Here is a 21,651-nt window from a genome sequence, read left to right as displayed (position 1 = left end):
ATACTAACTATACTTTATGGACATAAATCTGTTTGTCAACATCACTGCCAAAGCCTGGGCTTTGCCGATCCTGGCAAGCCTCCATGAAGGAGTGCCTGGACGCCAAGCTGCGCTGCTCACGGCGACAGGGGCCACACGCACTGCGTTTTCGCAAAGTTTGAACCATCTCATGGCCTTGCGTTTGCTTGAGCGAAATCCTGGTCACGGCCATCCGCTTCGTCCTGAGTGCCGGTTGACGCCGATTGGTCAAGAAGCGGCCAGCCTGGCGCATGAGATACAGGGGCTTGCTCAAGACGAAGACAGGGATCTGCTGCGCCGTGCCTGGACCCTACCCGTGCTCACATCCCTTCATCAGCCGCGATTTTTTAATGACTTGAGACGGACCCTTCCGCAGATTACCGACAGAGCCCTGTCGAAGTCGTTGCAGTCGATGGAAGAGCGCCAATGGGTCTTTCGTCAGGTCCTGCCGTCGACGCGGCCTCCAAGACCGCTTTACAGTTCTATCAACTTGGGAAAACGGATCAGCGAGATCACTGCCCCGCAGGTGCTTGCTCTTCAAGATGGTCCGTGAAAGCAGCTTTCCCCGGTCACGGGTACGGTCACGTGATTGTGGATTGATCGTTAGCCGCCCGGTGATCATTTCAAGAACGACAGCCAACTGATCGGAGGAGAGAAGCATGATCGCGCGCCGTTCGTTTCTAAAAGTCTGCTTTGCCGGGGCGGGAATGGCGCTTGCTGGCGCTTATGTACCATCTGCAAAGGCTAAGGATCCGCTGGCTCTAACCGGTTATGATCCGGTGTCCTATTTTTCCGGACGCGCGCCTCAAAAAGGAACAGGCGATCTTACTGCGTCCCACCGGGGGCTGACCTACCGGTTTGCCAATGCGCAAAACAGGGATGCGTTCAAGGCAAATCCGGCCCGCTATGCGCCGCAATATGACGGCTTTTGCGCTTTTGGCGTTTCCCGTGGCTACAAGGTCGGTGTTGATCCGCTCGCCTATAAGGTCGTGAAAGGTAAGCTTTATCTCAACTATTCAAGATCGGTTCAGCGCACCTGGAACCGGGATATTCCTGGCCATATCGCAAAGGCCAACCAGAATTGGCCAAGTCTTAACTAGCGGACAGCGCTGCAGCGAATACGCCCATCGTGAGAAGACTGTACCCGAGCGCTGCAAGGATCACGAAACGCTGCGCCCGCCTCGGTTTGTACCGGTCCGCCAGCCAGCCAATGACAGGCAGTACCTGCATGGCATGGAGGGCGAGGAAATGGGCCGGGCGCAAATCTCCGCCACTCAAGGACCATCCGGCAACCGGGATCTTTCCGGTGCCCGGTCCCGGAATTCCAACATGGTTGCTTTCGTTTGCGCCCATGTAACCGGCAACGATCAGGGTCAGAAGGAAGGACAGGCCAAACCCCCAAATGACCCCTTGGCGGATCCCTGGTGGCAAGTCAGCGTTTTTGTCGAGAGCGGCAGCCGCGCCGTAAACGGCAATACCCACAATCAGGGTCAAGGCGCCCAAAAACATGACCACCTGATACATGAACGTGTGGAATGGGGTCGAGGTATTGAAGTGGGACGCTTCAGCTAAGCCTGCCTGGTAGAATATGTAGGACATCTCTGCTGCGAAGCAGATTGCCATGACGGAAATGGTTATCGTGACGACCCAGCCATTGCGCCAAGACTGAGAGAGGCGGTTTTCCAGCCATAAAAATGTTGCGAATAAAGCCGCAAACGAAACGGAGAACTTGAACGGCTTGGCCCAAACCGGAACGCCGTCCAGAAGCCTCGGGTCGGCGATGTGGGCGGCCGATGCGAGAACGGCCAACGCGATTGAAAATCCGGTCAACGCCGCGCTGAGGCGGACATGTGCCCGTGTTTCTATTAATGGATTTGAAAAGGTCATCGGATCAGGCCTTTGCAAGGTGTCGCGGCAGAAGTCTCAAGGTGCCTTCCGTCACGAAGGCCAGGAGAACTCCGACCGGGCCGAACATGAAGGTCATGAAAAGGATCGGAGCCTGGACAGTTCTTTGCATCCCGACGGTGTCCATCCGGTCCGCGAGAACGGCCCCAATCATTAAGTCAAACGCGAGATAGTGGACCCATCCGGCCAGCATAAGCTCTTCCAGGGAAAACAGCTGTCTCACCTCTTCAAGCGATCCATACCCTCCGCCGGACTCGGCAAAATAGGCCAGAATGAACCCGGCATAGACAAGGGACAGCGCGAATGGAATCACCAAACGTGGGACGGCGTTCAACCAGGCCCATCGCCGTGGCGCCAATACCAGTATGATCCACCCAAGCATGGCCAGGCTGCCGGAAAGAGAAAAAATCTGGTCGAGCGGCATCTAATATATCCACTGTAAATATTTGATATCGTGTTATAAGCATGAAATCGTCTCGTAGACCACTAAAATATTTCCATTGGAAAGATTTGTCTGGTAAATGACTGTAAATAATAGAAAAAAATATCATCACGGTGATCTTCGAAATGCCCTTTTGGAGGCTGGGCTGGGCATAATCGAAACCGATGGAGTGTCCGGGCTGTCTCTGAGAGCCTTGGCGGCCAAGGTTGGTGTCAGCCATACGGCACCCAAAAACCATTTTGGATCGATGAAAGGTCTTATGACCGCAATCGGTGCGGAGGGGTTCCGCCGGTTTGCGGCGGAAATGCGAGCGGGACTTTCGACAGCGTCAAGCCGGATGGACAAACTACGGGCAGCAGCGGAAGGGTATGTCCGGTTTGCGCAGGCGCATCCGGAACTCTTCCGGATCATGTTTTCGCCGGAGTATTGCGACTTTAAAAGCGAAGACGTGCAGAGTGCCGCGCAGGACAGTTACAGCGTTCTGGTGGATATTTCTAAGGGCCTGGATTGGGACAAGGCTGACACACCTGATGCACAATGGCGCACAGAGATCATGCTGTGGTCCCTGGTTCACGGTTATGCCACCCTTCTTAACTCCGGCCAAATCGATGATGACGCATCTGGCATGCCAGTCCCAAGTATCTGGGAGGTGTTTCCGGAATATTCCTATCGCGGTGAAAACTAGGAGTTTTTCAAAAGAACGGTTTGTCGCCCGAGATGTTCCGGTCGTATCTATCCGCTAGGCAGCCGGATTAGGTGTGATGTATTGGTGCCCTTCAATCGCCGGGGATAGCGCTGGACCAGGTGGTGCGAGCCGTTGATGGCATCCGGAATACCAATTGTCTTGTTGGAGCGAACGTTCATGAAATGGCTTCCAGTTGCTGCATTTCTCGCTTTCTATCCGTTTCAGTGTGCCAACGCAGTGCTTCTGGATGAGGAAGAGACACCTCCCAAACCCACCCCGACATCTACCGAATGCCCGGATGGGACCGCGTGGGACCCTGAGAGCGAGCGGTGTTTTGAAGTGAAGGCCGGTTTTTTTGATGATCAGGAGATGTTCCGGGCTGCCCGCGAACTTGCTTATGCGGGTCGGCTGGAAAGCGCCACTCTCGCTTTGGACTCTGTTTCCGATCAGGCCGACCCAAGGGTTTTGACTTATCGCGGTTTCATAGCCCGCCGGTCGGGAAACTGGCCTCTGGCGATTCATTATTATCAGGCAGCGTTGCAAATCGATCCCAACAACCGGCCGGCCCGGTCATATCTTGGAATGGGATATGCCGAACGTGGCCAGCGGGACGCAGCGCTTGCCCAGTTGCGCGAAATCCGGGCACGCGGCGGGCGTGACAGCTGGCCGGAACGGGCACTGCTGATGGCATTGAGACAGCCCGGTTCTTCAGCCTATTAGCGGATCCTGCGTTCAAGTAAACGCTGAGAAGCCGCGTTGGCACGATGAGATCAATCAGCGATTGGCGGAAAATCAGTTGCGGCCGAATGCTCCCAACTTGACGCACTGTTTGCGCCTTTGCGGATCTTCCGCATATACTTGCCTGAAAAGCGCTCTCCAGATGTGCGCTTTTCCCGGGGGCGTGATGGATCTGTTGTTACTATGTGCGGGCGCGGGAAAAAAAGACTTCTCAGGAGACCCTGTCGACCGGCCGCTTCGCACCAAGGGAAAACGGCAAGCCCAAAAGATCGGCGCCTATCTCGGCCGTGAAGGGCTCCGTCCTGAACAGGTAGTCTCGTCAAATCATTTGCGCTCCCGCGTGAGCGCTGAAAAATCACTCAAGGCAGCTGGGTGGACGGCGCGGGATATTGGCGCTGCATCGGATATTGGCTCCGCCGCGCATACTTTCATCCGTCAAAAAGGACCAAACCTCGTCGTCGCGCCGGCATCATCCATTCGCACGCTTGTCCGGTCGTTTGGCCTGCTTCCGGAGCTGGACATGCAGATTGGAGCGGGTGTGCTGTTGTGCCTGAAGAGTGCACCAGAAGCGGTTCGCGTGCTTGGCCAAGTCAATCCGAAGGACCTTCCCGACCATTTTCCTTATCCGGCGCCAGATGGGCCGGACCGGCGGGAGCGGCCCGCCTATTACTACCACCAATCGGCTGTGATCCCTGTCCGCCGCACTGGCATTGGGACCGAGGTGCTGATCGTCCGGTCTTCCAGCGGGCGTTATTGGACAATTCCGAAAGGGATTGTGGAGCCCGGCTTATCGCCTTCGGCATCGGCGGCGGTGGAGGCCCGCGAGGAGGCCGGCGTTGCAGGTTCCATTAGCTCCACCCCCCTTGGGCATTACCGGTATGCGAAGTGGGGTGCGGCCTGCGAGGTCACCGTGTTCTCCATGGACGTGACGACGGTGTTGACGGGGACAGCCTGGGAAGAGCGCCACCGGGGCCGCACGTGGCTTTCTCCTCTGCTCGCGGCGGAGCGGATGAAAGAACCGGCACTGCGCGATCTCATCTTGTCGCTCTGAGCGCATGGCCAGGTGTCTGGCTGTTTGTCCCAATGCCATGACTGCTTCATTTGCAATTTGTTGGGCCCGGAAAGTCGGCCGAGGCCGCCACGGCGCTTGCGCCTTACGGGGAAATAGGGCCTAATCATTTAGGTTGCGAAAAATATTTTTGTTACATTTGATTGAGTTTTGAGGTGGGGAGGACGTCTCATGGCAAATCTGATTGTGTGCTGTGACGGCACTTGGGCAACTTATGACAAGACTGAAGGTGGCATTCCAACACCAACCAATGTCGCCAAGATCCATGGAGCGGTGGCGGATGCCGACGGCAACGGCATCGAACAGCAGGCTTATTATCACCCCGGTGTCGGTACGGATGGCGGCTGGTGGAACAAGATTGTCGGCGGCGGCATGGGCGCGGGCCTCGATGACAACATCAAAAGCGCCTATCGCTGGCTCGGGAGCCGGTACCGTGACGGTGACCAGATCTTTCTTTTCGGCTTCAGCCGCGGCGCCTACACCGTGCGGAGCCTCGCTGGCATGATTTCGGCATGCGGTCTTTTGGACCTAACGGCTGCCAACCTGTCCGACGATACCTTGTGGGAACGGGTGGAAAAGGTCTTTGAGAACTACCGCAAGAAACCTGAAGAGCGGAAAAGGCTGAAATCTCTCAGGTATCACAACACGGACAGCGGAAAGTCAGGCGCAGGCAAGACCCAAGTCCACTTCCTGGGCGTTTGGGACACCGTCGGAGCCCTTGGAATTCCGGATGAAGCGGAGCTGCTCAATCTCTTCGATGACCCGTCGAAGCACAGCTTCCATGATACAGAACTCGGGCCGATTATCCGGTACGCACGCCATGCCGTGGCGATGGACGAAACCCGTCAAACGTTTGCGCCGACGCTTTGGACAAAGACGTCGAATACTACCGATGAAAAACAGATCTGGTTTCCGGGCAACCACTCCGACGTCGGTGGCGGACATCTACAGACCGGCCTTTCCGACGGGGCGCTGGGCTGGATGATGGCCGAAGCCGCAGCCTGCGGCCTCGCTTTCCGGTCCGGTGCCGCGGAACAGGTGAAACCGGATCCACGGGGTGTCTTGCACAACTCGGTATCCGGCATTTATGCGAGCCTTAAAACCCGCCCACGCCCGGTGCCGTTTCTTTCCTTCGATGAACAGGCAACCAAGACATTCCACGCGTCTTCAATCGAGCGGGCCAAAAATCCGCCTTTGGCGCAACCTCATTTCTGGCCTTCCCGTCATCTTGATGTGTCTAAGCGGTATGAAACCGATGTGTTTGCCCAGGAAAAATGGAACCCGACGGGGTTGTTTCTGAAAAAGGGCGAGACCTACAGGCTTGCGGCCTCGGGTCAATGGAAGGATGCCTCTATCAAATGCGGTCCGGGCGGAACGGATGATGGAAAATTCAATCCTGCCGAACTCTTTCAAATGGCGGCATCTGCCTGGGGATCGGTCGAGAATTTCTACAAGCGCCTGACCGGCAATGAGCACGCCGATTTCGTGATGACCCGCCGTCACGAGGACTGGCCGTGGTTTGCATTGATCGGCGTGATATCAGACGGTTTTGGTGTCGGAAAGGATGGCCGTACGATCGAGCATACCGCTTTCCTGATCGGCGACGGCGTCGAGATCGACGTGAAGAGCGACGGCTATCTCTATTGTTATGCCAATGACGCCTGGCAGATGTACTTCAACAACCGGGGCAGCGTGCGTTTGACGGTTGAGCGCAAGAGCTAGGCTCAGGACCTATTAATTTGATCGAAATGGCGCAGCAAACGGCAATGAGCTGCAAGGAAAAGCGTGACAAGCGGGCTTCCTGCCCGGTTGAGCGGTTTGACGCAGCAGATCGACGCCGTTTTTGCGTCCCTTTGGGATAGGGCGTGTTTGCCCGGCAACGTTGTTGCAAACCTTTGCAAACCGGACGGTTTGCTGCAGTTTTGCGCCTTGTATCCGAACAAACCCATCCCTACCATTACTGTCAAATTAATAGGTCCTGAGCCTAGAGCATCGGGCGTCTTGTCAGAAACGCCCAAAGATGCTCGATCAATTCATACTCGATCAGCTTTGGGCGGTAAATCGAGTCCGATTTGGCGCCCGCTGATCTAGGCCGAAGCCCATTTGATAGAGCAGCCCATGGACGGGACCTGATGCGTGGGGCCTTGGCCGGTTTCCGCAATTTGCCGCATGGCGTTGACCAGTTCGGCCGTCCGATTGGAGGCATCGCCCATGCGCGCGTCATCGAGGCGGCCGCGATACTGGAGTTCCAAGTCCTTGTTGAGGCCGAAGAAGTCGGGCGTGCAGACCGCATCATATGCCTTTGCGACGCTTTGATCCTCGTCGATCAGATAAGGAAACGGGAATTTGTGCGCTTTCGCAAAGGCCGTCATGTTGTCGGGGCTATCGGCCGGGTAGGCCCGGTAGTCGTTCGACATGACCGCGATGACGGCGATCCCAGCCTCCTGAAGTACTCTTGCATCGTCTGCCAACCGATCCGCAATTGCTTTGACATAGGGGCAATGATTGCAGATGAAGGCAATGAGAACCGCCTTCTTTCCACTTGCCGTTTCTGACAAGGTCACAGCCCGGCCTTGCGGGTCCTTCAGTGTGAAGTCTGGTGCTTTCCAGCCGAAATCGCAGATCGGTGTATCAAGAGCTGGCATGACGTCCTCTGTGCTTGAACCGTTTCGATTGGCCTATCCTGTAGTTGGCGCCACGAAGATGATGCGCTTTTACCGTATCGCGATCATCCCTCTGCGCAAAGGCTGAGCGTATATCGCGCTTGGGCACTTTTCCGGGAGCATTTCTTCACAGATTTGCAGTTCGGCAGGCCTATCCGCGTCCACGATAGGGCTGAACGCCCTGATCCGGAATCCAGACACCGTCCGGCGCCGGGCCTGTCTGATAAAACACATCAATCGGAATGCCGCCGCGCGGATACCAGTAGCCGCCGATCCGGAGCCATTCCGGGTCAAGCAGGTCCACAAGACGCTTGCCGATGGAAACCGTGCAGTCTTCGTGGAAGGCGCCGTGGTTTCGGAACGATCCGAGAAATAGTTTCAAGGACTTGGATTCCACTAGATAGTCCTTCGGCACATAGTCGATCACCAGGTGCGCAAAATCCGGCGCGCTGGTCAGCGGGCATAGCGAGGTGAATTCAGGTGCCACGAACCGGACCATGTATTTGGTACCGGCTTGCGGGTTCGGGACTTTTTCCAGGACCGCTTCTTCAGGGCTTTGCGGTAGATCCGTTGCAGAGCCAAGTTGGGTTAGATTTTCATAGATACTCTTGTCGGACATGTTTTTCATAACCTCAAACGCCGCGCAGATTGCCCCACAAGAGGGTGTGCAGCTGCGGCAGGACAGTGGCGGAGTACCAGCGGTCGCCCGACACTTTGTCGGTTAGCCAGCGCATGCGCTCCAGGATTCCGGCCATATCAATAGGCGCATCAGCGGCCTCAGGCGACGGGGGAGTGTGGTTACCCGGTTGTAGATAGAGCGGCAGATCCGGATAGCGGCCCGAAAGATCGCGGGCATAAGCATAGTCGTCTTCGTCGAAGATGACCGTTTTCAGCACCGTTCTTGTCTCAGGGCCGGCCGCTTCGACACATTCGGCCAGCCTCTGCCAATTGGTGTCCATGCCGGAGGAGGGGGGTTTCGGGCTGAGGGTCAGAACGTCAAGCCGGGCAAACCAGTCTTTCGCAATTGAACCCTGTGTTTCGAGGGCAAACCGGTAGCCTTCTTGCGCGCCCAGATCGATAAGATGACCCAGAGGCTGTATGGCAGGGTTCCCGCCGGATAGGGAGATCATCAGCGGGACGCCGCCGGACAGAACCTCGATCTGCATCAAGATGGCCTGCGGCGTCATTGGCAGCCACTCGTCGCGATACGCGCTGTCCACGGCGTGGAGTGTGTCACACCAGGAGCATCGGTAGTCGCAGCCGCCTGTACGGACGAAGATTGTGGGTTGCCCAATCAGGGCTCCTTCGCCCTGAATGGTCGGCCCGAAGATTTCATTGACGCGGATGGTTTCCAGTGTCATTGGCGCGCCTCCACCGGGATATAGGTCAGTGGGCGGTATTCCGCGCAAGTCTTCGGAGTTTCCTTGACCCGCACTGCCGTGGTCTCCGCCCACTTTTCGATGCACCAGTCAAACAGGTGCTTGGCGAGCCGCTCCGCAGTCACGCAGTCGTCGCCCAAAACATCGTTGAGATGGCGATGATCGAGCGTGTCATCGATGTAAGTCTTCAGGGCTTTGAGCTCATTGTAGTCCCGGACAAAGCCGACCGAATTCAGTTCTGATGAGGCGAGTTCGACTTCCACAACGTAGTTGTGGCCGTGGAATCGTGCGCAAGGATGGTCGTCCGGAAGGCCGATCAGCTGATGTGAGGCGGAAAAGTGGAACTCCTTGGTGATCCTAAACATTGCAGGCCTCTTTCCAGAAATCAGGGTCTGCGTAAGTCGTCGGATCGTCCACGCCAGCCAGGTGGAAGGCTTCCCGCCGTTCCACACAGGTGCCACAGCGTCCGCAATGAATGTCGCCGCCTTTATAGCAGGACCAGGATTTGGTGTGGTCTACGCCCAGCCGTGCCCCCTCGGCTGCAATATCGGCTTTGCTGACATGTACATACGGTGTGTAGAGCTTGATCTCGCCCATGCCTTCCAGGGCGTGGCGCTGCATTTCTTCAAAGCTTTCCGTAAAGGCCGGTCGGCAGTCCGGGTATATAAAGTGATCGCCGCCATGAACAGCGGTTGCGACCGCCTCTGCACCGCGCGCAGACGCAATGCCGTAGGCGATGGTCAGCATGATCGCATTCCGGTTCGGAACCACGGTGATCTTCATGGTGTCTTCGGCATAGTGGCCGTCGGGCACATCGATGCTGTCGGTCAGCGCCGAGCCGGTCAGCTGGCGGCCGATATTCGTGATGTCGATCAGGATGTGCTCGGTTTTGAGCGTCTCGGCACAGGCTTTCGCATAGTCCAGCTCCTTATTGTGGCGCTGGCCATAGTCGAAGGAGATGAGGCCGATCAGTTCGTTTTCCTGCGCGATTTTATGCGCAAGGGTGACGGAATCCATTCCGCCGGAACAGATAACAAGTGTTTTCAACGTATTGGTCCCTTGTTTTCGCTGTGGACGTTCGTTGAAACGCCCGTCACCGGGTAGGCTGCGACCGGTGGCTTACCTTCACGGCAAGCGGCGCGCCTTATAACAGGCTTTAGCGAAAAGGGAAGTGGTGCTCATTGTCTCCCTGTACTGAATTCCCACTATTGCCCAAATTGGTCGAGGCTGCTTTACTTGGGGTTGTTGACAGCTTTCATGCACTTGTGGAGTCTATGTGATTGGGAGCAATCCGGAGCGAAGCCAGCCAAAGGGCGCTGCAACAAGGCGAGCGATTATCTTTGTGCCCGGCTTTCAGCGCGTGGAGCAGCTGGAAGGCAGAGATCTTTTGGTGGATTCGGTTTGTCACTACAGCGACGGCTTCATAACCAATGCAAAATCAAGCAAGATCGACAGTGACGGCTACAATTCCGTTGATATCGACACCGAGAGCCGGGAAACCGGCACGAAGCGAACGCTCACTATTTTTGAAGCCTATTGGTCGGACTTGATCCCGGATCGGGTTCAGGAAACGCCACTGACCAAATTCTGGCGGGCGACCAAGTTGCTTTTTTATTGGTTTACAGGCGGGCTTGCCCGCAATGTGTTTCGCTGGCCACCACGGTTCCCCTACCAGACGTCCATCGCCATGATCTGCATCGGGATTATGCTGGTTCTTTGGTATTTGTCGGTCGCCGCAATGTTGGCTGCTGCGATCGCGTCTGGAGACACAGTGGTCGCAGACTGGTTTACACAGCTCGCCAAATGGGTTGGCATTCCAGATAACTGGGCCTCCCAATTGGACGTCATCTTAAATTCTGCCTTTGTAGTGTTTTTGATCGGCCTGTTTGGTGTTGGGCGTTTGCAAGCCATCGCCGACATTTCCGATTTCGTGAAGAACTACCTCAGGGATGAACCGGGTGCGGCAAGTGGTGTTGGCTTACGAGCAAAACTCCGCAAGCGGGTCTTGGACCTTCTTGATCATGTGCACAGCGTTGATGAACCCTATGACGAAGTGTTTGTGGTTGCGCATTCCATCGGCGGGATTATCGCTTTGGATGCGCTGGCCGAATATGGTTCCCGTTTGGAGAAAATCAGTTTCCATACTTGGGGGTCGGCAATGGGGGCCTTGGCCAGCCAAGAGCCGTTGGTCGAAGCAGAGGTTCTAAAGGTCTATGACAACAAGACCCGGTTGAAGAGCTGGACGGATATTGTGTTTCGTGGAGACTTTATGGCTAGCCGCATTCCGGTTCCTGCCGGGCGAGACCCAATCTTTGCTCCAACTATCTATCCGCAAATGCCCGAAGGTGGGTTTATGCGCCAGCAGAAGCTGCATATGGATTACTTCCGCTGCGAGGAAGCAATCTTGCCTCTGCTGCAAGAAGTTAAGGTCCATGATATGGAGGCTGCAGCGGTACAGTCGGGTGAAGTATCGGGCGATAAGCCATTGACTGCCTAGGCCCAGATTGCCATGCGCAAGCCTTTGCCGTCCCGTTGATAGTCCTGTGGGAAGGGCGTCGCGTTGCCGAAGTGAATGCGTTCGGCAATCAGGCTGTTGGCAGCCGCGTCCAGCAGGTCGTCGCGGCCACAGCCCTTTGGCGGTTTTTGATCGAGAAGTTCCCGCGGTAATCCCTTGGTCAAAAGTAGATCACGGCGTTGATCCAGGCCGTCCGGGTTGGCGCGGCCTTTTACTTTTTTGGGAAGGTCTATTTCCCGTTCACCGTTGAGCCGCCAGAAGGCGAGTTCAGGATGCACCTCGTAGATCCGGTCCTCCAAAGACGGGGACATCAGGCCATCAATCTCGCGGATCTTTGGAAACAGGTAAAAGCACTGCTTTGAGACTTTGCGGGGAGGTTCTGACGATTTGAGCGAGGTCTCGCAGGCGGCCCAATAATCGACTTCATAAACGGACGCCCGGGAAGGGACGGAAAACACCGAAGACTGGCGCATGCCGAGATGCTTGCGCGCGGCTTTTTCTGCGCCGCGCCCGTCTGGTCCAAGGAGATCCGGGAGGCCAATCGGCATGTCGACTGCTATGATCTTCAGGATCGGAATATGGGACAGCAGATCCGAAAACCTGGGGAACAGCTTCAGCGTGATACCGGCCGGATCGTTGAGGTTCCGTAAGACAGCAATCCAACCCGCCTTGCAACCGTCAACACCGGCCACCCAGGTTCCTGCGCTCTCAGGCACGAGCCCTTGCTTCCATCACCCGGCGGGATGTGACAAGCGCCATGGCACGAACAACGGACTGCTGTTCTTCTGAAAACAGCAGTTCGTCCGCGCCTTTCTTGACGCTTCTGGCAACCAGCTCGAACACCGACGCAGACGCCCGCTTCAAGGCTTCCTCATCGGTGAGGCCTGCCAGGCTGTTTGCCAGGTAAAGGCCGGCCATCAAGTCGCCGGTTCCATGCGGTGGGCTTTCAATTGCCGCATGCTCCGCGGCAACGGCACCATTTGGTGTTACCAGAAGATTGGCAATGGCATTGCGCCGCAGGGCAGGGGAAGAGGTGACCAGAACCCGGTCATTGCCCAGTGCCCGCGCTGCAGCCAAGGCGTCGGGTTCGCTGGAGATCTCCATATCGGTGATCCAGCCAAGTTCGAAGGCGTTTGGCGTCACGATATCGGCCAGCGGCACCAGTTCGTCGCGAATGGCTTTGGCATTGATCTCCGGAATATAAAGACCGCCGCCTGAAGCTGAAAAGTGATCCCCCATAACAGGGTCGCAAAGATATGGAACCTCCGGGTTTACTGCCTTGATCGCCTTGACGAGTTGTGAGATGGCCGCAGCCTGGTCCGCATCACCCAGATATCCGGAAACGATGCCGCCAATCCCATCCAGTTTGGCGGATTGTGCCAGGTCGCCGGCAATTGCCGCGAAATCCGAAGACGATGAAACGATGCGTGTGCCTTTGCCGTGTCCCGGGTGCCAAGGCAGAAGGATGGTCGGCAAGAACCAGACATCATGACCGAGCCGTTGCAACGTGAAAGTCAGGCCGCGGCCACTGATACCGCCGCGCACGACCTGAGAGGTGATCACGAGGATTGACTTTTTTGCGTGTTCAGGTGCGCCCTGCGGCTGCGTCATGGGGAAAATCCGGATCAGGCGGCATCAGAGGACGACGGTGATTTTGCGCCGGTGCCGTAACGTTTTTCAATATAGTCAAGAACCATTTTCATGAATTCATCCGCGATGCCCTCACCGCGTAGCGTTGTCGCCTTTTCGCCGTCGATAAAGACAGGTGCCGACGGCGTTTCGCCGGTTCCGGGAAGCGAAATGCCAATGTCCGCGTGTTTGGATTCCCCTGGGCCATTCACAATGCAGCCCATCACGGCCACATTCAGACTTTCAACACCTGGATACTGCTCCCGCCATTTCGGCATGGAGACCTTGATATGGTCCTGGATGTCCTGTGCCAATTCCTGAAATGTCGTTGAGGTGGTCCGGCCGCAGCCTGGGCAGGCCGCCACGACCGGGACAAAGGCGCGGAATCCCATGACCTGAAGCAGCTCCTGGGCGACTTGCACTTCACGGGTCCGGTCTCCGCCCGGCTCTGGCGTCAGGGACACGCGGATCGTGTCGCCAATACCCTGCTGCAGCAAAATGCCCATGGACGCGGCCGACGATACAATTCCTTTTGTGCCCATACCAGCCTCGGTCAGGCCCAGATGAAGGGCATAGTCGCAGCGGCGCGCAAGGTCGGCATAGACGGCGATCAGGTCCTGAACCTGGCTCACTTTTGCTGACAAGAGGATCTTGTTCCGGGCCATGCCCAGATCTTCCGCACGTTCTGCGGATAACAGAGCCGATTGAATGATGGCCTCCCGCATGACCGCGTTTGCCGAGACCGGCACGTCGCTTTCCGCGTTCTCGTCCATCAGTTTTGTCAGCAGTTCCTGGTCAAGCGATCCCCAATTCACACCGATCCGAACGGGCTTGTCGTGTTTTTGCGCAATGTCGATGATCTGGGAGAACTGCGTGTCCCGCTTTGCCTTAAAGCCGACATTGCCGGGGTTGATGCGGTATTTGTCGAGAGCTGCCGCGCAGTCCGGATAATCGGCCAGAAGCTTGTGGCCAATATAGTGAAAGTCGCCCACCAACGGCACGTCGATGCCGATCCGGTCCAGCCGTTCCTTGATATGTGGAACCTGCTCTGCCGCTTCTGCCCGGTCCACAGTGATGCGCACCACCTCGGAGCCCGCACGGGCAAGTGCGGATACCTGGGCAACGGTGGCATCGGCATCCGCCGTGTCCGTATTTGTCATGGACTGAACGACAATGGGGGCGCCTCCGCCCACTTGCACATTGCCAACCATCACGCCGACGGAATTTCTGCGGGGCAAGGGCTTGGCAAAATCATCGATCATGGCGAACCAACCGTTAGGAGGACTGTCTGCGTCCTCATATGAGGGATATTCTGTCGTCTTTCCAGCATGTGAATAGGATTTTGCAGTCAAAAGGGCAATGGGGTCCAGCTCGCATTGCCAAGCATGCCGCCGCAGATTAATACCAACTTCAGTAAAAAAGAACTGATCTGATGGCGCTTCAGAGCGCAACTCCATAAACTTCAAAGGCAACCCATGCTGACACGATTGCTGACAGATTCCCTTTCACTCGTGTTCGGCCATCTGGAGACCGTCTTCAAGGTCTGCGGTGCCTGGTTCGGGCTGCAGTTCGTCCTTTCAATTCTGCTGCTCCTATCGACCGGTGGTCAGGCGTTTGACGGCGAAAACGATGTGATTTCACCGGCCACCGGGGTTCTGCTGATGGTGAACACAATTCTTGCCTTTGTCTCGGCAGCTTCAATCGCGGTCGCCTGGCACAGGTTCGGTCTTCGGGGTGATGATGTCGGGCCGATCCACTTGCGTTTTGGCCTCGTTGAATTGCTGTTCCTGCTGAAAATGGCTGTCATTGGAATTGTCAGTTCTGTTTTGCTCATCCCAATGATCTTCGTTGCCTTCATTCCCAGTGACACGCTGATGAGTGGTGTGCTGCTGGTTGCGATCCTTGCAGGTTTCTTCCTTTTGTTTTCCCTGGTCATGCGGTTCAACCTGGTGCTGCCCGCCACCGCAGTTGAACAGCCTCTTGGGTTCATGGAAGCCTTTCAGATGGGCAAGGGGCTCGGGTGGCGCATGCTGCTGGCCATTATCGCCCTGTCTTTGCCTTTGATTTTTGTCGCGCTCGGCCTTCAATATGTTTTGTCTCAGTTCTCGTTTGGTCTGCCCGCTCTGCTTATTCAACTGAAACTCATGGTGTTGAATGTCTTGTTGCAGATCATTCTCACGGTTCTTGGAATTTCGGTGATCACCTCGGCCTACCGGATGGCGCTGGAGCGCGCTGCGCGCCCCTGAGGGCGTCCGGGCGGGTAGCGTTTTTATATGACGGCCAAGTCTTGCTGCCGTCCCGATACACGCGGCGACTTGCTGACAGCCTGTCTTCAGCAGCTTTCAGGAGAGAGCCGCACAAGGCGCATAAGCGATTGAATTGCCTCGTCAGATCCAGGAATAGTTGCAGCCTGTCTGGGCAGCGGAGACCTTATCCTGATCCTTGAAGAGATTTTGACATCATGTTTATGACCCTTATCAAATCATCCCTATCGCTTGTTTTTGAAAACTTCAGCACCGTGATCCAGACCACATTGGCCTGGCTGCTCATTCAGCTTGTGGTGGCGGTTGCACTCATCTTTGGCATTGCCTTCTTCGCGACATCCGGTGCTGGCGGACCGCTCCTGATCACGGTGCTGCCGCTTCTTTCGGCCGTCATCGGATTGATAGCCATGTCCTCGATTGCCGTCACATGGCACCGGTTCGGCTTGCTTGGAGAGGGCGTGAACGGTGTAAACCTGAAATTCGGCGGCTTGGAGCTGCAATATCTCTGGCGGGCGCTTGTTCTTGGGCTGGGCTTCGGCCTTGTGGTCGCGGTGCCGGGCATCATCGGTACAGTGCTTGGCTCTCAGATTATTATGGCGGCCCTCACGCTGGCAGCAATTCTTCTGGCGTCGCCTATCCTTGCTCGGACCGGACTGGTGCTCCCAGCCGTTGCGGCCGGCGAGCCCTTGAGCTTCAAGGCGGCATATGATCTGGGCAAGGGATTGGGCTGGTGGATCATCCTGGCGTCTGTTGCCATTGCAATTCCATTTGCGATAGCCGGGGCCATTCTCCAGTTCGGCATCGGTGCAGTGACAGCAATTCTCCCGTCATTTGTTGGTCTGGTGCTGGGCGGTGCCGTGAATGTTGTGGTCCAGATGGTCGTCACGGTCCTCGCCCTATCGGTGGTCACAAACGCCTACCGCATGGCCAAATCGGGCGCAGCGGAAACAGCCGCGATGGCAGGCAACGCTGGCGCTGCAGCCTAAAATCAGTATTCTGCCCCGGATCGGGAGATGATCTGGGGCAGAGTATGTTTTTCACGGTTCTGGAACGGTCGCTGTCTCTGGCGCAACACAATATCGGGACGCTTTTCAAGACCGGCTGGGCTTTTATTCTAATCCTTGTTGCGATCAACTTCGCCATTGGCGCCAGTTTGATGCCGGAAACGGGTTTTCGCACGGTCTCCTATCTGACTGAGCCCGTCCAGACCGTTGATCAGGGCGCGCTCAGGGCACTGTCCAGTCTTTTGAACCTGGTTATCGGGTTTTCAATCGCGATTGCTTATGTGCGGCGTATCTTGATTGACGCGAATGATTTTCCGGTTGTGTTCGGAAGCCGCACGCTGAAAGTCCTGATCAATCAGATCGTTCTGGCGCTTATCGGCATTCTGTCTCTCATTCCACTTCTGATTGTCGCATTGCTTCTGGCGGCCGTTACCGGCGGTCTGGGACTGGTGCTGCTGTTCGCTGCCCCCTTTGTTGCCTTGATGGTGGTGCAGAAGTTCTCGGTTGTGCTGCCGGCCGCTGCCGTTGATGATCCGCTGACCTTCCGCGACAGCTGGCGGGCGACCCGCGGGCTAGGCTGGGCCATGTCCTTTTCTGCTCTGGTGATGAGCCTGCTGGCCGCTGTTCTCATCGGCTTATGGGCGCTCTTGCTCTATATCAGCGATGGTCTTCTGCCCGGAAACCTGATGTGGCAGCAAATCCGGTCCGCGGTTTTCCCGATGGGGACGATGCTGCTGTCGGTTTGGGTGTTTGCGAGCCTGCATGCAACGTTCTACGGCTTGATCCGAGAACGATTTGCAGCGCGGATCGGCTTGCGCGAACAAGACCTCGCCCAGGTCGAGGAAAGCCGCCAGGCTGTGAGGGACAAAGCCCGCAAGGCGCTGTCGGGGGTGCGCAATCTCAATCGGCGGTAACCCCGGTTTGATCTGCTTTCCAAATTTATCATCAGTGTCATGTTGCAGTGCAAAGAGAACTGGTGAAAAGTCCGTCCGGATATTTTTCCCGTTTTGAGGAGGTCTTCATGCTTGCCAATAAAACCGCCGTCGTCACCGGATCAACGTCAGGGATCGGGCTTGGATGCGCCCGCGCGCTTGCCGAACATGGGGCCAACATTGTCATAAACGGCCTTGGCGATACCGACGCGATTGAGAAAGAGCGGGCGGCAATCGAAGCGGACTTCAAGGTACGCTGCGTCTATTCACCGGCCAACATGCTCAAGGGCGATGAAATCGCGAACATGATTTCCTCGGCGGAAAAAGAGTTCGGCTCGGTCGATGTTCTGATCAATAATGCCGGCATTCAACACGTTTCGCCGGTTGATGAATTCCCCATCGAAAAGTGGGACGCGATTATTGCGATCAACCTGTCCTCTGCCTTTCATTCCATCCGCGCTGCACTTCCTGGAATGAAACAGCGTGGCTGGGGCCGCATCATCAATACGGCATCCGCCCATGCCCTGGTTGCCTCGCCCTATAAGTCTGCATACGTGGCAGCGAAACACGGAATTGCCGGCCTGACAAAAACCGTCGCCCTTGAGGTTGCCGAACAGGGCATCACGGTCAACGCGATTTGTCCGGGCTATGTGTGGACGCCTCTGGTTGAAGCGCAGATCCCCGATACCATGAAAGCCCGGAACATGACCGAGGAAGAGGTCAAGAAAGACGTTCTCTTGAAGGCGCAGCCAACCAAGCAGTTTGTCACCATTGAACAAGTCGCAGGTTATGCAGCCTTCCTGTGCTCTGACACGGCAGCCTCGATCACCGGCAGCATTCTGCCGATTGATGGGGGCTGGACCGCTCACTAAAGAGCAGCACGCTTTACCGGTCGCGGGAAGCATCGCATTTGCCGCCGGATCGTTCGTTTCCGGAGTGGCAATTTCGATCTTCCCCTATCCGTAGCCCTCACTTCAGGATCAGGTGATTTCCCATGGTGCAACCGAAAAAGATCAATCTTGCCCTTCAGGGCGGCGGCGCACATGGCGCCTTCACCTGGGGTGTATTGGACTGGTTCTTGGAGGATAGCCGTTTCCAGATCGACGGAATCACAGGCACGTCCGCAGGGGCGATGAATGCGGTGGTTCTGGCCAGCGGCATGGAAGCAGGTGGTGAGGACGGTGCGCGCGCGAGCTTGGAGGCCTTCTGGCGGGAAGTCAGCGAGCAGGCAATGCTCAGCCCGATCAAACGGTCCCCCTTTGACGTTCTGCTGGGCGAATGGAGCTTGGATCATTCGCCCAGCTATTTGTTCTTTGACGTTTTGTCCCGGTTTGCATCGCCTTACGAATTCAATCCGGTCAACATCAATCCGCTGCGCGACGTGGTGGAGCGCATCGTTGACTTTGAGAAGGTTCATTGTTGTTCCGGGCTTCGGCTCTTCATTGCCGCCACAAATGTTTTTTCCGGCAAGATCCGGGTTTTCAGCGAAAAGGAAGTCACACTCGACGCTGTGATGGCCTCCGCCTGCCTGCCGCAACTCTTTCACGCTGTTGAGATTGATGGAGAGCCTTATTGGGATGGCGGCTTCATGGGAAATCCGCCGCTTTATCCATTGTTCTATGAAACCGAAACACCGGACGTCGTGCTCATCCAGATTAACCCCTTGGAGCGGCGGGAAGTTCCGAAGACCGCACGTGAAATCGTCAATCGCCAAAATGAGATCACCTTCAATTCAACCTTGCTACGGGAGCTCAGGGCGATTGATTTTGTGACCCGTCTGATTGAGGAGGGGAAGTTGTCGCGTGAAGAATACACTCGAGTTTTCATGCACCGGATTTCTGCCGATGAACTGAAACCCCTGCAGGCATCGTCAAAGATGAACGCCGAGTGGGCTTTTTTGACAGAACTGAGAGACTTGGGCCGCCAAACGGCACGCGACTGGCTGGACATTCATTTCGATGACATCGGGACGCGGTCCTCGGTCGACTTGCGGTCCGAGTTCAGCTGAAAACCAGCGTCAGTTTTGTTTACCAATCGCTAACCCTGTTTGCAGCCGGCCTTGCAGAATGCAACGCACATCGGATGTGTAAACCTTTCATAAAAACAAGATGTTGTGTGCGGTTGTGATCAATGGCGGACATCTGCCATGAACGGCGATGAAAACCAATTGGCAAGGGTTTTGCTGTTGTGTGGGCAAGCTGATTGTCTGGTAGTGCGTCGTCAGCTCTTGAGTGGATGGAAGAAGCGGGCAATTGCGACCCCGCCCGTTTCTTTCCTCCGTCCCCTGCGCCAATGAGTATTCACGTCGACCGGGTGTGCGGTCTGAATGGTGCGCTGATCAGTATTTCTCAAACATTTTGATGTCTGTTGCGAGGTGCGCCCTTAAACTGGCGCAGTCAGTGCCTACCTCTTCAGGTAAAGGACGGCAAAGGAAGCAACATGAACATGGTTTGCAAAGGCATATTGGCCGGTGCCTCAGGATTGGCGGCTCTGTTCCTGACACAAATGCCAGTCTGGGCCGGAAGTGATGCCGAACGCATCGCCGAAATGCAGAAGACGGGTGGATGTCCGCGATGTGATCTCCGCCTCGCCGAGCTGCGCTTCATGAATTTCGAAGGCGGCGATTTTTCAAGGGCAAACCTGCGCGAAGCCGACATGAAGGAGGCGGTTTTGCCTCAAACCAACTTCATGCGTGCAGATTTTCGCCGGACGGAAGCCGAACGCGCAGACTTTCGTGGCAGCGACTTTTCCGATGCATCCATGCGGTCGGTCGATCTTGAAAAAGCCAGTTTGCGCGACGCCACACTTGCGGGAGCGGATCTGCGGGATGCGGATCTTAACGCAAGCATTATCGCGGGTGCGGTTTTCGACGGCGCCGACCTGCGGCATGCGATGCTGGTGCGGGCCGTCGGGCCAGGATCTAGCTTCGCCGGTGCCAAGCTGGACGGCGCTAATCTTGAGCGCATCGACCTTCAAAACGCATCTTTCAAGAATGCCCGTTTGCGGGATGCAAAGCTTGACCGGGCCCGTGCGGTGAACGCGGATTTCTCAGGTGCCGATTTGTCCGGGGTGCGCTTCGTGAGTGCCGATCTCAGCGGCGCCAACCTGACAAATACCGATTTTGAAGGGGCCCTGTTGAGAAACACCCGGCTGGTAGGCGCTGATCTGACCGGCGCGGCCAATCTGGACCAGGATCGTATTCTGAACGCCTGCGGTGACGACACGACGAAGCTTCCGCGGGGCATCACGCTTATGACCTGTTCGGAATAGGTTTCAAGGCAAAAAAAACGGGGCCAGACGGCCCTGATCTGCCCCGCTTTCTCTAAGTGTTATGCCATTGGACCAGCATTTAACCGGGCGAACTTGGCTGCCTGAAATCCGCGCTTTCAACGCACGGGCCAGAATGTCTTGACCCCGTTTAGCTGCGACACGTCTTAGAAAACGTCGAAAGCAAACCGATAGCTCAGTCCAACGCCAATGCTGAACTGGTCCTCACTGCCGACCTTCGCAATCGGGCTGTCCGCAGCATCTCCGATCAGCCGGTCATAGCCGCCCTGAATGTGAAGGCGGACATCATCGTTCCAGTCATAGCTTGCGCGTGCGGACAAGCCGACGCTTTTGAAACCAGCGCTTGGATCGAAACGGCTCAACCGTCCACCGCTATTGGCCGCCTCTGATGCCGTTACACCAAAATAGGTGTCCATGTATTCGCCCGAGGCAAAGTCCGCGCGCGGACCGAAGCTGACTTCCCATTTTTCAGCCGGATAGATAATCCCATCGAGCCCAAGCTGGCCCACCTGACCGGTGTGGCCATTGATGCCCTGCCGCAACTCGGCAAAGGCACGGAAGTGGTCGGTCCGGAAGCCGCCGCCAAGACCAAGCTCCAGCGCCCAGTCTACCGTGCGTGTGCCCGTCAAATCCGTGCTGTCGCTCGCCTTGCGTTCCCCGATGAAATTGAAAGCCGGGTAGAAAAAGATTCCACTGCGCCGGCGGCCGTCTACCACTTGGCCCAGCCCCGGGAGGTAGAACCGGCCGACCGAGATGATCGGAAAAGGATAGACCAGATAAGAGTCCGACGCCTCGTAACGCGGCTTGGCGATCGCGCCGACGCCCAAGTCGATGACGAATTGTTTCTGTGCGTCCTGAGCCGACAATTCGCCGGATTGCGCCATTGCCGAGCCGCTGCTCAATCCGGCGGCGAGTGCCAATGCGAGGCGCGAAATAAACTTGTACATGAAGGTCTCACCAAAGACTCTGATTTTCGGAAGCGAACATAGCACGAAGGCAGGTAACGCAAAGGCAAAGAAAACGCAGTTTTGCTGGAGTGTTGCATTTGGGCACCGCCGCAACGGCAGCGGGCGGCCTTCATAACCCGAAAGTGATCGCAGCCCTTGGACGGGTTGCAGCG

At 56.4% G+C, this 21,651-nt stretch carries 24 protein-coding genes; 13 read left to right on the top strand and 11 right to left on the bottom strand.

Annotation, left to right across the window (positions count from 1 at the left end):
- The first annotated feature begins 16 nt into the window (after positions 1-16).
- Both E1180_RS17810 and E1180_RS17805 read left to right on the top strand, forming a co-directional pair.
- The gene (locus tag E1180_RS17810; protein ID WP_155193236.1) at positions 17-571 is read left to right on the top strand and encodes a winged helix-turn-helix transcriptional regulator; all 555 of its coding nucleotides are present in this window, start codon (positions 17-19) and stop codon (positions 569-571) included.
- Between the two features lie 106 nt (positions 572-677).
- Positions 678-1,118 carry a YHS domain-containing (seleno)protein gene (locus E1180_RS17805; RefSeq protein WP_208997219.1) on the top strand — a complete coding sequence of 147 codons (441 nt, stop codon included), beginning with the start codon at positions 678-680 and terminating at the stop codon, positions 1,116-1,118.
- On the opposite strand, the gene E1180_RS17800 is transcribed toward E1180_RS17805, so the two are convergent.
- Together E1180_RS17800 and E1180_RS17795 are read right to left on the bottom strand one after the other, a co-directional pair.
- On the bottom strand, positions 1,111-1,905 hold the full coding sequence (locus E1180_RS17800; protein WP_155193233.1) for a hypothetical protein: 795 nt from the start codon (positions 1,903-1,905) through the stop codon (positions 1,111-1,113). The two genes, E1180_RS17805 and E1180_RS17800, sit on opposite strands and share 8 nt — an antisense overlap.
- Before the next feature lie 4 nt (positions 1,906-1,909).
- The gene (locus E1180_RS17795; RefSeq protein ID WP_155193231.1) at positions 1,910-2,347 is read right to left on the bottom strand and encodes an ABA4-like family protein; all 438 of its coding nucleotides are present in this window, start codon (positions 2,345-2,347) and stop codon (positions 1,910-1,912) included.
- 97 nt (positions 2,348-2,444) lie between these two features.
- On the opposite strand from E1180_RS17795, the gene E1180_RS17790 reads away from it, so the two are divergent.
- From E1180_RS17790 to E1180_RS17775, 4 genes are all read left to right on the top strand, one after another.
- On the top strand, positions 2,445-3,050 hold the full coding sequence (locus tag E1180_RS17790) for a TetR/AcrR family transcriptional regulator (RefSeq protein WP_155193225.1): 606 nt from the start codon (positions 2,445-2,447) through the stop codon (positions 3,048-3,050).
- A gap of 177 nt (positions 3,051-3,227) precedes the next feature.
- A complete protein-coding gene (locus tag E1180_RS17785) occupies positions 3,228-3,770 on the top strand; it encodes a tetratricopeptide repeat protein (protein WP_196220637.1) in 543 nt (180 codons plus the stop codon).
- 184 nt (positions 3,771-3,954) lie between these two features.
- Positions 3,955-4,839 (top strand): NUDIX domain-containing protein, encoded by an 885-nt coding sequence (locus E1180_RS17780; RefSeq protein ID WP_196220636.1) that lies wholly within the window; start codon positions 3,955-3,957, stop codon positions 4,837-4,839.
- 189 nt (positions 4,840-5,028) lie between these two features.
- A complete protein-coding gene (locus E1180_RS17775) occupies positions 5,029-6,579 on the top strand; it encodes a DUF2235 domain-containing protein (protein ID WP_155193218.1) in 1,551 nt (516 codons plus the stop codon).
- Positions 6,580-6,944: 365 nt separating this feature from the next.
- Here the strand turns inward: E1180_RS17775 and E1180_RS17770 are convergent, their stop codons facing one another.
- From E1180_RS17770 to queC, 5 genes are all read right to left on the bottom strand, one after another.
- On the bottom strand, positions 6,945-7,502 hold the full coding sequence (locus E1180_RS17770; RefSeq protein ID WP_155193216.1) for a thioredoxin family protein: 558 nt from the start codon (positions 7,500-7,502) through the stop codon (positions 6,945-6,947).
- 169 nt (positions 7,503-7,671) lie between these two features.
- Positions 7,672-8,139, bottom strand: a complete 468-nt coding sequence (gene queF, locus E1180_RS17765; protein ID WP_155193214.1) for a preQ(1) synthase — start codon at positions 8,137-8,139, stop codon at positions 7,672-7,674.
- A gap of 13 nt (positions 8,140-8,152) precedes the next feature.
- Positions 8,153-8,881, bottom strand: a complete 729-nt coding sequence (gene queE / locus E1180_RS17760; RefSeq protein WP_155193212.1) for a 7-carboxy-7-deazaguanine synthase QueE — start codon at positions 8,879-8,881, stop codon at positions 8,153-8,155.
- Entirely contained in the window at positions 8,878-9,264 is a 387-nt protein-coding gene (gene queD / locus E1180_RS17755) for a 6-carboxytetrahydropterin synthase QueD (protein ID WP_155193209.1), read from the bottom strand. Before queD ends, queE begins: the two co-directional genes overlap by 4 nt.
- The gene (gene queC, locus E1180_RS17750; RefSeq protein WP_155193206.1) at positions 9,257-9,946 is read right to left on the bottom strand and encodes a 7-cyano-7-deazaguanine synthase QueC; all 690 of its coding nucleotides are present in this window, start codon (positions 9,944-9,946) and stop codon (positions 9,257-9,259) included. The genes queD and queC overlap by 8 nt, the downstream gene beginning before the upstream one ends.
- Before the next feature lie 313 nt (positions 9,947-10,259).
- Between queC and E1180_RS17745 the strand changes: the two genes are divergently transcribed.
- On the top strand, positions 10,260-11,396 hold the full coding sequence (locus E1180_RS17745) for a hypothetical protein (RefSeq protein ID WP_155193203.1): 1,137 nt from the start codon (positions 10,260-10,262) through the stop codon (positions 11,394-11,396).
- Here the strand turns inward: E1180_RS17745 and E1180_RS17740 are convergent.
- The 3 genes from E1180_RS17740 to ispG are packed head-to-tail and all read right to left on the bottom strand — an operon-like array spanning position 11,393 to position 14,305.
- Entirely contained in the window at positions 11,393-12,130 is a 738-nt protein-coding gene (locus E1180_RS17740) for a DUF429 domain-containing protein (RefSeq protein WP_283404570.1), read from the bottom strand. The genes E1180_RS17745 and E1180_RS17740 overlap by 4 nt on opposite strands.
- Positions 12,123-13,025 carry a pyridoxal kinase gene (pdxY, locus tag E1180_RS17735; protein WP_155193200.1) on the bottom strand — a complete coding sequence of 301 codons (903 nt, stop codon included), beginning with the start codon at positions 13,023-13,025 and terminating at the stop codon, positions 12,123-12,125. The genes E1180_RS17740 and pdxY overlap by 8 nt, the downstream gene beginning before the upstream one ends.
- Positions 13,026-13,039: 14 nt before the next feature.
- Positions 13,040-14,305: a flavodoxin-dependent (E)-4-hydroxy-3-methylbut-2-enyl-diphosphate synthase gene (ispG, locus tag E1180_RS17730; protein WP_155193198.1), complete on the bottom strand. Its 1,266-nt coding sequence runs from the start codon at positions 14,303-14,305 to the stop codon at positions 13,040-13,042.
- 213 nt (positions 14,306-14,518) lie between these two features.
- On the opposite strand from ispG, the gene E1180_RS17725 reads away from it, so the two are divergent.
- The 6 genes from E1180_RS17725 to E1180_RS17700 all read left to right on the top strand — a co-directional run bounded on the left by E1180_RS17725 (position 14,519) and on the right by E1180_RS17700 (position 20,513).
- A complete protein-coding gene (locus E1180_RS17725; RefSeq protein ID WP_155193195.1) occupies positions 14,519-15,289 on the top strand; it encodes a hypothetical protein in 771 nt (256 codons plus the stop codon).
- A gap of 215 nt (positions 15,290-15,504) precedes the next feature.
- Positions 15,505-16,293 carry a hypothetical protein gene (locus E1180_RS17720; protein WP_155193192.1) on the top strand — a complete coding sequence of 263 codons (789 nt, stop codon included), beginning with the start codon at positions 15,505-15,507 and terminating at the stop codon, positions 16,291-16,293.
- Between the two features lie 44 nt (positions 16,294-16,337).
- Positions 16,338-17,225, top strand: a complete 888-nt coding sequence (locus E1180_RS17715; protein WP_155193190.1) for a 4-hydroxy-3-methylbut-2-en-1-yl diphosphate synthase — start codon at positions 16,338-16,340, stop codon at positions 17,223-17,225.
- A gap of 107 nt (positions 17,226-17,332) precedes the next feature.
- On the top strand, positions 17,333-18,115 hold the full coding sequence (locus E1180_RS17710; protein WP_155193188.1) for a 3-hydroxybutyrate dehydrogenase: 783 nt from the start codon (positions 17,333-17,335) through the stop codon (positions 18,113-18,115).
- Between the two features lie 122 nt (positions 18,116-18,237).
- Complete coding sequence (locus tag E1180_RS17705) at positions 18,238-19,251, top strand: patatin-like phospholipase family protein (protein ID WP_155193186.1); 1,014 nt, start codon at positions 18,238-18,240, stop codon at positions 19,249-19,251.
- A 431-nt stretch (positions 19,252-19,682) separates the two neighbouring features.
- Positions 19,683-20,513 carry a pentapeptide repeat-containing protein gene (locus E1180_RS17700; RefSeq protein WP_208997218.1) on the top strand — a complete coding sequence of 277 codons (831 nt, stop codon included), beginning with the start codon at positions 19,683-19,685 and terminating at the stop codon, positions 20,511-20,513.
- 164 nt (positions 20,514-20,677) lie between these two features.
- Here E1180_RS17700 and E1180_RS17695 read toward each other — a convergent pair whose 3' ends face one another.
- Positions 20,678-21,478 carry a MipA/OmpV family protein gene (locus E1180_RS17695; protein ID WP_155193184.1) on the bottom strand — a complete coding sequence of 267 codons (801 nt, stop codon included), beginning with the start codon at positions 21,476-21,478 and terminating at the stop codon, positions 20,678-20,680.
- Positions 21,479-21,651 lie beyond the last annotated feature (173 nt).

This window comes from Roseibium denhamense, assembly GCF_009711415.1.
GTDB lineage: Bacteria > Pseudomonadota > Alphaproteobacteria > Rhizobiales > Stappiaceae > Roseibium > Roseibium denhamense.
The sequence above is the reverse complement of the archived record's forward strand: the minus strand, read 5'-3'. Positions and strand labels throughout refer to the sequence as shown.

Excerpts from the sequence above, each read along its gene's own strand:
- E1180_RS17695 (WP_155193184.1), bottom strand. The coding sequence starts at position 21,478 with ATGTACAAGTTTATTTCGCGCCTCGCATTGGCACTCGCCGCCGGATTG.
- E1180_RS17770 (WP_155193216.1), bottom strand. The coding sequence starts at position 7,502 with ATGCCAGCTCTTGATACACCGATCTGCGATTTCGGCTGGAAAGCACCA.
- E1180_RS17705 (WP_155193186.1), top strand. The coding sequence starts at position 18,238 with ATGGTGCAACCGAAAAAGATCAATCTTGCCCTTCAGGGCGGCGGCGCA.
- pdxY (WP_155193200.1), bottom strand. The coding sequence starts at position 13,025 with ATGACGCAGCCGCAGGGCGCACCTGAACACGCAAAAAAGTCAATCCTC.
- queE (WP_155193212.1), bottom strand. The coding sequence starts at position 8,881 with ATGACACTGGAAACCATCCGCGTCAATGAAATCTTCGGGCCGACCATT.
- ispG (WP_155193198.1), bottom strand. The coding sequence starts at position 14,305 with ATGATCGATGATTTTGCCAAGCCCTTGCCCCGCAGAAATTCCGTCGGC.
- E1180_RS17785 (WP_196220637.1), top strand. The coding sequence starts at position 3,228 with ATGAAATGGCTTCCAGTTGCTGCATTTCTCGCTTTCTATCCGTTTCAG.
- E1180_RS17725 (WP_155193195.1), top strand. The coding sequence starts at position 14,519 with ATGCTGACACGATTGCTGACAGATTCCCTTTCACTCGTGTTCGGCCAT.
- E1180_RS17715 (WP_155193190.1), top strand. The coding sequence starts at position 16,338 with ATGTTTTTCACGGTTCTGGAACGGTCGCTGTCTCTGGCGCAACACAAT.
- queD (WP_155193209.1), bottom strand. The coding sequence starts at position 9,264 with ATGTTTAGGATCACCAAGGAGTTCCACTTTTCCGCCTCACATCAGCTG.
- E1180_RS17810 (WP_155193236.1), top strand. The coding sequence starts at position 17 with ATGGACATAAATCTGTTTGTCAACATCACTGCCAAAGCCTGGGCTTTG.
- E1180_RS17780 (WP_196220636.1), top strand. The coding sequence starts at position 3,955 with ATGGATCTGTTGTTACTATGTGCGGGCGCGGGAAAAAAAGACTTCTCA.
- E1180_RS17700 (WP_208997218.1), top strand. The coding sequence starts at position 19,683 with ATGAACATGGTTTGCAAAGGCATATTGGCCGGTGCCTCAGGATTGGCG.
- E1180_RS17790 (WP_155193225.1), top strand. The coding sequence starts at position 2,445 with ATGACTGTAAATAATAGAAAAAAATATCATCACGGTGATCTTCGAAAT.
- E1180_RS17795 (WP_155193231.1), bottom strand. The coding sequence starts at position 2,347 with ATGCCGCTCGACCAGATTTTTTCTCTTTCCGGCAGCCTGGCCATGCTT.
- E1180_RS17800 (WP_155193233.1), bottom strand. The coding sequence starts at position 1,905 with ATGACCTTTTCAAATCCATTAATAGAAACACGGGCACATGTCCGCCTC.
- queF (WP_155193214.1), bottom strand. The coding sequence starts at position 8,139 with ATGTCCGACAAGAGTATCTATGAAAATCTAACCCAACTTGGCTCTGCA.
- E1180_RS17710 (WP_155193188.1), top strand. The coding sequence starts at position 17,333 with ATGCTTGCCAATAAAACCGCCGTCGTCACCGGATCAACGTCAGGGATC.
- E1180_RS17805 (WP_208997219.1), top strand. The coding sequence starts at position 678 with ATGATCGCGCGCCGTTCGTTTCTAAAAGTCTGCTTTGCCGGGGCGGGA.
- E1180_RS17720 (WP_155193192.1), top strand. The coding sequence starts at position 15,505 with ATGTTTATGACCCTTATCAAATCATCCCTATCGCTTGTTTTTGAAAAC.
- E1180_RS17775 (WP_155193218.1), top strand. The coding sequence starts at position 5,029 with ATGGCAAATCTGATTGTGTGCTGTGACGGCACTTGGGCAACTTATGAC.